Source organism: Caldithrix sp., assembly GCF_056497305.1.
This window is the reverse complement of record NZ_JBSMDE010000214.1, coordinates 1-7,672: the sequence shown is the minus strand read 5'-3', so window position 1 is coordinate 7,672 and position 7,672 is coordinate 1. Positions and strand designations below refer to the sequence as shown.

General features: G+C 42.0%; 8 protein-coding genes and 3 pseudogenes. 8 read left to right on the top strand and 3 right to left on the bottom strand.

All coding sequences use genetic code 11. The features are described 5' to 3' along the window. Positions 1 to 495 precede the first annotated feature (495 nt). Positions 496 to 1,677: a hypothetical protein gene (locus tag ACWB0I_RS17540; RefSeq protein ID WP_479389384.1), complete on the top strand. Its 1,182-nt coding sequence runs from the start codon at positions 496 to 498 to the stop codon at positions 1,675 to 1,677. Positions 1,678 to 1,797: 120 nt separating this feature from the next. Here ACWB0I_RS17540 and ACWB0I_RS17535 read toward each other — a convergent pair whose 3' ends face one another. Next, positions 1,798 to 2,166 (bottom strand): response regulator, encoded by a 369-nt coding sequence (locus ACWB0I_RS17535; protein ID WP_479389383.1) that lies wholly within the window; start codon positions 2,164 to 2,166, stop codon positions 1,798 to 1,800. An 89-nt stretch (positions 2,167 to 2,255) separates the two neighbouring features. Here ACWB0I_RS17535 and ACWB0I_RS17530 point away from each other — a divergent pair, with 89 nt between their 5' ends. The 7 genes and pseudogenes from ACWB0I_RS17530 to ACWB0I_RS17500 all read left to right on the top strand — a co-directional run bounded on the left by ACWB0I_RS17530 (position 2,256) and on the right by ACWB0I_RS17500 (position 5,687). Then, entirely contained in the window at positions 2,256 to 3,764 is a 1,509-nt protein-coding gene (locus ACWB0I_RS17530; protein ID WP_479389382.1) for a sodium:solute symporter, read from the top strand. A gap of 143 nt (positions 3,765 to 3,907) precedes the next feature. Then, positions 3,908 to 4,153, top strand: a pseudogene (locus ACWB0I_RS17525) (DUF6364 family protein). After that, the gene (locus tag ACWB0I_RS17520) at positions 4,150 to 4,392 is read left to right on the top strand and encodes a PIN domain-containing protein (protein WP_479389381.1); all 243 of its coding nucleotides are present in this window, start codon (positions 4,150 to 4,152) and stop codon (positions 4,390 to 4,392) included. Before ACWB0I_RS17525 ends, ACWB0I_RS17520 begins: the two are co-directional and overlap by 4 nt. A gap of 194 nt (positions 4,393 to 4,586) precedes the next feature. Further along, a pseudogene (locus ACWB0I_RS17515) lies at positions 4,587 to 4,846 on the top strand (DNA methyltransferase); the annotation flags it as partial. 97 nt (positions 4,847 to 4,943) lie between these two features. Then, positions 4,944 to 5,162, top strand: coding sequence for a thermonuclease family protein (locus tag ACWB0I_RS17510; protein ID WP_479389386.1), 219 nt, complete (start codon positions 4,944 to 4,946; stop codon positions 5,160 to 5,162). 42 nt (positions 5,163 to 5,204) lie between these two features. Continuing rightward, positions 5,205 to 5,508: pseudogene (locus tag ACWB0I_RS17505) on the top strand (MjaI family restriction endonuclease). Between the two features lie 59 nt (positions 5,509 to 5,567). After that, positions 5,568 to 5,687 carry an MjaI family restriction endonuclease gene (locus ACWB0I_RS17500; RefSeq protein WP_479389385.1) on the top strand — a complete coding sequence of 40 codons (120 nt, stop codon included), beginning with the start codon at positions 5,568 to 5,570 and terminating at the stop codon, positions 5,685 to 5,687. Positions 5,688 to 5,894: 207 nt separating this feature from the next. Here ACWB0I_RS17500 and ACWB0I_RS17495 read toward each other — a convergent pair whose 3' ends face one another. Next, complete coding sequence (locus tag ACWB0I_RS17495) at positions 5,895 to 6,911, bottom strand: dipeptide epimerase (RefSeq protein WP_479389380.1); 1,017 nt, start codon at positions 6,909 to 6,911, stop codon at positions 5,895 to 5,897. Between the two features lie 141 nt (positions 6,912 to 7,052). Beyond that, on the bottom strand, positions 7,053 to 7,672 hold a 620-nt coding region (locus ACWB0I_RS17490), incomplete at its 5' end, for a C40 family peptidase (RefSeq protein WP_479389379.1).

The window sequence follows — 7,672 nt, the reverse complement described above, 5'->3', positions numbered from 1 at the left end:
GGGGAGCGAATTGTGACGCTTTGCTGAGTCTTCGCCTTACATGTCAACAAATTTTATTTTTTTTGAAATCTTTGTGCTCTCTGTGGTTGATTTTGGTTGCGGCTATGCTGCCTTAGAATACTTCCTTCAAAACTTATAATCTCGCCACAGCGGGATGCGAAAATTCTTGTGTTAAAGATCCTAACCCCCCGGCCCCCTTCCCTTTTTTAATAAAAGGAAGGGGGAGCGAATTGTGCCGCTTTGCTGAGTCTTCGCCTTACATGTCAATAAATTTTATTTTTTTTGAAATCTTTGTGCTCTCTGTGGTTGATTTTGGTTGCGGATATGCTGCCTTAGAATACTTCCTAAAAAACCCGAAATCTGGAAATGTAAGTTTAAAATGATTATATTTTTAAAAGAGCTGGGGTTGCAACGGCAGGTTTATTACGCCTTGTACTGATCCTTTGCAGAAAGACCGAGTAAAATTTTGTTCATAAAAGTGAAATAGGAGCTAACATGAAAGTAAAATTCCATCTATTATTAATCTCTTTCTACATGTTGAGCGCCTTGCTTTATGCCGGCGATATTGATCGTTTAGAAGTGCCTATCTGGATTTATGAAAATGGCTTTACACCGATCGGCACCAGCTTCTGGGCCAGTGGCGGGGCCGGAATTGCCAATCCTTCCAATGCAGAGGTATTGCTCTACAATCCGGCTTTTAAAACAAAAACCACACACGTCCTTTTGGTCGGCGGAGTCAGACAATTTGAAAAACGTTTTGCTGTGTTCGAAGATTCCGAGGTAAAAATAGGAGCTTCCTGGCATCTGCCATCCTACCTGTTGTTTGCTCGACGTATTAAGTCGGGTTTATTGTTTTTAGGCTACCAAAATGTCTATTCCTTCAAAAAGAAATTTACCTTTGAAATTGCCACATTAGAACATCCCGAAGGCACCGGTGAATTTTTAACCAATATCGAAGAACAAACCATGCAGAACTTTTTTGTCGGCTTCAACAGGTCATTTTTTAGGCGCTTTAATTTGGGCATAAACATTGGATTATTACGCTACCTTTTTAGCGGTGAAATGGATCAGCGGAAAATAGATTCGAATGCCAGCTACAGCTATGCTTTGAATTTTGGATTAAGCTATGAAATGAATGATCAGGTTAATGTGTCGCTCATTTATCGCTATTTTGACCCGCTTAAGTACAAATTCAAACTGGAAGCGCCGCTGGTTTCAGGTAATTATGACAGTATTGAATACGTAATGACCGAAAGTGAAAGGCCTTTTCGTTTGCCCTGGGTTCTGGATTTAGGCTTCTACTTCAAACCTTTTAATTCCTTGCAATTACTGTTTAAAACAGAATATCAGGAATGGAGGAAAGTTTCAACATATTACGAAAATCGTCTGCAACTGGCCTTAGGCGTAACTTTTACTCCTAGTGAAAAATGGCAAGTCAACTTTGGCACTTTTACCTGCGGACAGTACCTCAAAAAAGATTACGGCATTGAGGATACTCCTTTCGTAACGACAGGAATCGAATATTGGTTAAAACCCGGTTTAAAATTTTCCATAAGCGCTTTAAGCAATACCTTTTTTGTCAAAAGAATACATGATAACACAAAACAAATAGATCGCAGCCAGATTTTGTTTGGCATGCAGTGGGCCTTTGGTGCAATCAAACGTTTCAAGATGTAAAAAGACAGGAACGACATTACCAACTACAGGGTGACTATTGCCTGCTCTCATGGAATTTTATAAAAAGTTTTACACCCGTATCCTGAGGCTCTGGAAATGTTCAGTAATGACAACAAACGATCAGTCGCTCAATAAGCGGTCAATTAAGGTCTTTAAATCCATAATCCGAAAGGGCTTTTTTAAATAGGCAAAATCGCCTTGTTCTGGTAATTGATCCGTATTTTGGTCCTGATCAAAACCTGACATAAAGATGTATCTGGCATTCGGAAATTTGGGCCTAAGCCGTTCGTACAGTTCTTTACCACTCATGTTTGGCAAATTGACATCAATGAAAATAATATCAAATTTCGGATTATGGCTGGCCACGAATTCCAGAGCCTGTTCTGCCCCTCCCTGTTCAACCACATCAAAATCCCACATCTGCAACAGTTCTATGAGCACTTCCCGTAAACTTTCTTCGTCATCGATGACCAATGCTTTTTTACTCATCTTTAAACCATTAAATAAATTTTGATTTTTTGTATTTCACTAAAATTTACTAAATTTAAAAAAATTAACAAGTTTTTAACGGAGGTAGAATGGGACTTTCTGTAATTGATCTAACCATCATTATTCTGTATCTGATTTTAGTGGCCGTTATTGGTTCTCTGTCTGGCGGGAAACAAAAGAATATCAAGGATTACTTTTTAGGCGGCACTTCCGTTCCCTGGTGGGCCGTAGCCTTCTCCATTGTTGCCGCCGAGACCAGCAGCCTCACCTTCATTAGCATTCCAGGGCTGGCCTATTTGACCAATTTGAATTTTTTGCAATTAACCATCGGCTTTTTGACAGCGCGGATCATCATAGCCCTGGTCTTTCTACCGGCCTACAAAAAAGGCGAGCTAAAAACCGCCTACGCCTTTTTAGGGGAGCGTTTTGGGCACCGCACACAACGCTTTGCTTCCATCGTCTTCCTGTTCACACGCGTGGCTGCCGACGGCGTGCGCTTGTTTGCCACAGCCATTCCACTGGCCATCATTCTAAAAGCCGCACCATGGTTTCAGGATTGGAGTAATTTTCAAATCTACCTGGTGTCCATCATTCTCATTGCCATCATTTCTTTGGTTTACACCTACACCGGCGGCATGAAAGGGGTCATCTGGGCCGATGTTCTGCAGATGTCCATTTACGTGGGCGGAGCCATCATTGCCTTGTTCATCCTCTGGCGTCATCTGCCAGGCGATTTTTCCATTCCGGCTGAAAAATGGCAGGTATTTAATCTGGATTTTGGACAATCTTTGGGCGACTTTTTTCGTAAGCCCTACACCCTGTTAGGAGCCTTGCTGGGCGGCACCTTCCTCTCCCTGGCTTCACATGGCACCGACCAATTAATTGTACAACGGCTGCTCTCTACCCGTTCATTAAAAGATAGCCAAAAAGCGATTGTGGCCAGCGGTCTGATCATCATTTTGCAATTCGCACTTTTTCTGGTGGTCGGTTTGTTGCTGTACGCCTTTTACCATGGCATCTCCATCACTGACCCGACAGCGCCTTTTCACAAACCCGATGAGATTTTCCCCTATTTCATCATCCACAATTTACCGTTTGGCATTAAGGGGCTGATCATCGCCGGCCTCTTTGCCGCGGCCATGTCCACTCTGGCCGGTTCCATGAGCTCGCTCTCCGGTTCAGGCATGATGGATCTGTACAAGCCAATCAGCAAGAGGGAATTGAGCCACAAAGAAGAGCTAATCATCTCCCGTTTTTTTACTATTCTGGCCGGTGTTATTTTAACCGTTGTAGCTCTGCTTTTTATTAAAATGAGCCATTCGGTCGTGGAAATTGCCCTGGGTATTGCTTCGATTACCTACGGCGGCTTGCTGGGCGTATTCCTGCTTGGACTGCTTTCCAGAAAAGTCCAGGAAAAGGCGGCCATCATTGCCTTTGCCGCCGGATTGCTGGCCATGCTGTCGGTCAGCATCACGCCCCTTGCACTTGGCCGCCCGCCGTTTGTGCACTGGACCTGGTACGTTTTAATCGGTAGCGTGGTGACTATCGGCATGGGCCTTGTTGCGCAGTGGCTGGTTGATAGAGAGAACACTCAATAAAATCATTAAACGGTTTATTACAGCTGACAATTTAATGTGCTTATTAAAAACAGAGCTGTTGCCCATCTCTTCAATTTATTTGATTTAGCTCGATAGAAGAAGTATGTTATTTCCGAATATGTACGTTAAAGTCCGAGGTTAGGATGAATACAAAATTGACATTACGCATAGATAAACAATTAATAGAATCTACCAAAGAATATTCAAACAGAACTGGTAAATCACTTTCGCGCATTGTAAGCGATTTTTTCAAAATCATCTGAAATGAAAAATTGAAACAAAATAAAAGGGAAATCACGCCTACTGTTCAATTTTTGAAAGGTATTTTAAAAGGATCCAAAATAGACAAAAATGATTACAAAAAGCATCTTGAAGACAAATATTTATGAAAGTACTTTTTTATACAAATGTCATTCTGGATGTTTTATTAGATAGAGAACCCTTCTCTGAAGCGGCAACATTCTTATTGTCAATGGTTGAACGCTTAGAGATAATTGTTTTTGTTTGTTCCACAACCATCACAACAATCCACTATCTTACAGCTAAAATACTTGGCCGTCAGGCAGCCACACAGCATATTAGAATACTTCCTTCAAAACATCTAAGGCAGCAAAGCCGCAACCTTTAAAAACAGCAAAGGGCTCAAATAATTAATTTTAATTAAAAAATACTTCCCTGTGCTCTCTGTGGTTGTTTAAATCCCCAAGGAAGGTTTTTGGTTGCGGCTTGGCTGCCTTAGGCTCTTTGCTAAAGGTTCTTTTACTCTTCATAAAATGCGCCTGACTATAAACCGACAAAAAAGTAAGGAAGGACGGTAAAATAATGAAGACCAAACACATTTGTGTTATAGGTGATTCCAGAAAAATGGCAGAAATAGAAGATGGCTCAATCCATTTAATTGTAACCTCTCCACCTTACTGGCAATTAAAGGACTACGGCGTTAAAGATCAAATAGGATATAATGAATCGTATGAAGAATATATGAATAATTTGAATTTGGTGTGGAGCGAATGTTACAGGGCCTTCATCCGGGGTGTAAACTGGTTGTAAATATTGGGGACCAGTTTGCCAGATCTGTCTATTAAAGAAATTCTGGCCCCAAATCTGATAAGACTTAATACAGGTATTACGATAAGACTTCTGGGCGTGAAACCGAAAAATGAGGTTTTTAATCAGGCAATGGAATTTTTAAAGAAAAAAATTGGAACGGGAAGGGTTTTTTTCAAATTTGATGGGCAAAAATACGACAGGGAGAATAATCTTCTTGCCTACGTGTATATGAAAAATAAAACTTTCATAAATGCTCATTTGATAAAAAATGGTTTTGCTGAGTTAGATGGTGAGTTTCCCTTTAAATACAAAACAAAATTTGAAGCGTTGTTAAATGGATTGAAATAATATGAAAACTAAAATAAAAATTTCTAACCAGGCGATTAAAAAATTATTAGTGAATTTCCAAAATATTCTACGCAAATACTCAATTTAGCCAATCAGAATGCCCAGGGTACAAGGCCCGCCGTTGTTGGGCAAATGAGTCAATTAATACAGGAATTCTCAGGCAGATCAATAGAAGAATGGGAGCAATGGTATTTAAAAAACATCCCGATGCCATCCAAAAAGCCACAGATAAAATAATTAACATGATAGAGAATTTTAAGGATGTCATGAAATGGATAGGGAACTAGTTGAAAAATGGGTCTATGATCTGGTAATTATTAAAACATTTATCGGACTACGATTTTAAGCAAGGTCTCTCAAATTCTGGAAACAGGTTATCGATTGTCAAGCCCTGAAGAATAGGCTATTGGTATTGATGGATATATTGGTGAGATTCCGGTTAGCATCAAACCCGCCTCATATAAAATCAAGAAGGAACTGTCTAAAAAAAATTGCAGCCAAAATCATTTACTACCAGAAAGTTAAAGATGGAGTTTCCATCGATCTGGCCGAATTTTTTAGCTAATAAAAAAAGGATTGACGGTTTAGTAAAATAGGAAGGTCTTTCCGGCCCCGATGTTTTTTAATAGAATTTCCTTTAAGCATATCGGGCAGACACTGGGCAAGACAATGGCCCAGACGACAGGAGAAAAGCGTCCCCGGTCTGTCACCAGAGACGCTTTAAATTGCCTGTTAAAATTCACCTTCCACGCCCAGACCAGGTTTGTCATTGAAGATAAATTTCCCATGATCTACCTTCACTCCACTGAAGGGATCATTGGTAATTAAGAGGTTGCCGTCCAGGTCTGCATAATCAACCAGAGGCGTTAAGTGGGCCGCGGCCGAGATGGCAACGGAGCTTTCAATCATGCAACCCAACATGATTTTCATCCCCAATGATTTAGCCATGCCAATCATGCGCAGTGCTTCCTGTAAGCCGCCGGATTTCATTAGCTTAATATTGATGCCATCATAGGCTTTAGCCAGTTTAGGGATGTCGGCAGCGGTCTTAACAGCTTCGTCAGCAATGATGGGAATATCCACTCTGTCGCGCAACCAGGCTGTCTCTTCCAGCATGCTGGCCGGCATGGGCTGTTCAATAAATTCAACGCCCTGATCCATGAGCCATTTGATCTTTTCCAGCGCTTCCTCTTTGGTTTTCCAGCCCTCATTGGCATCCACACGGATGGGCTTATCGGTTACGCTGCGTACCGCGCCAATGATCTCGCGATCGCGGTCTGTACCAACCTTGATTTTCAATATGGGGTAAGGTTCTGCTTCACGTACTTTTTGTTTGATGACTTCTACGGTGTCAATGCCAATGGAAAAAGAAGTAAGCGGAGATTTAGCCGTATTCAGGCCCCACAATTTGTACAGTGGCTGGCCGAAAGCTTTGCCGATCCAATCCATGAGGGCGATATCCAGAGCCGCTTTTGCACAACTTTGATCTGTAATCGTCTGGTCCAGCGCCTCTTTAATATCCACAAAGTGAAACAGACTGTTTTGTTCGAATATCGTTCTGGCCTGATTGATGCGTTGCGTCGTTTTAACATGGTCTTCGCCATAACGCACATTGGGCGCTGCTTCGCCGTACCCCACAATACCATTCCGCTCAATTTTAACAAACACATTGTTTTTAAAATCACTGGAATTGCGCGAAATAGTCCAGGTGTGGGCCAGATTTAATTTTTTTGTTTTAACCTCAATCATTATGTCTCCTATGCCTGAAATTTCCGGGGAAGATTTTTTGCTGCCGCAACCAGCGACTGCGTTAAAAAAGGAAAATCCCAAAATGGAAGAGCCCGATAATTGCAAAAAACGTTTACGACTTAAATTCATGGCTACGCCTTTCTATTTTAAAATGCGTTTTATGAGTTTGAGTGTCTTTTTTCGATAGGGATTATAGTCCGCATCCCGCGGATTGAAACTGTTGATGCGTACCTCGCGATCCTGATGGATGAATTTGTAGCCGCCCAGGCTCAAGCCTACGTGCGTAATCCGTTCTCCTGCTCCAAAAAAGAGTAGATCGCCGGGTTGTACATTTGAGAAATCGACCTCTGGTAAAATCTGTTCACCAACTAATGCCTGTTGACGGGCATCGCGGGGTAGTTGAATCCCGTTGAAGCGAAAAACCGTTTGTGTAAATCCAGAGCAATCAGAGCCCTTTGCCGAATTTCCTCCCCACAGGTAAGGTATGCCCATCAGTTGATAGGCGGTTTGCAGAATTTGCCCGGCCTGGACCTGCGAAGGGTTTTGAGGCCCAATCAAAGACCTGGTGTGTTTTCTGAGGATGTACCCCTGACGCTGATCTGGGGTTTCTACCCTGAGCCATAAGCCCTGGCTGGAAATTTTTTTCAGTGTGCCATTGAGCACCACATCGCAAACCGGGATGGATTGCTCTGAAGGCTGGGAGTAAATGCGATCCACGGGCCAGGTAACCATAACGCGATCGGAATTTTGCCACTGCTCAG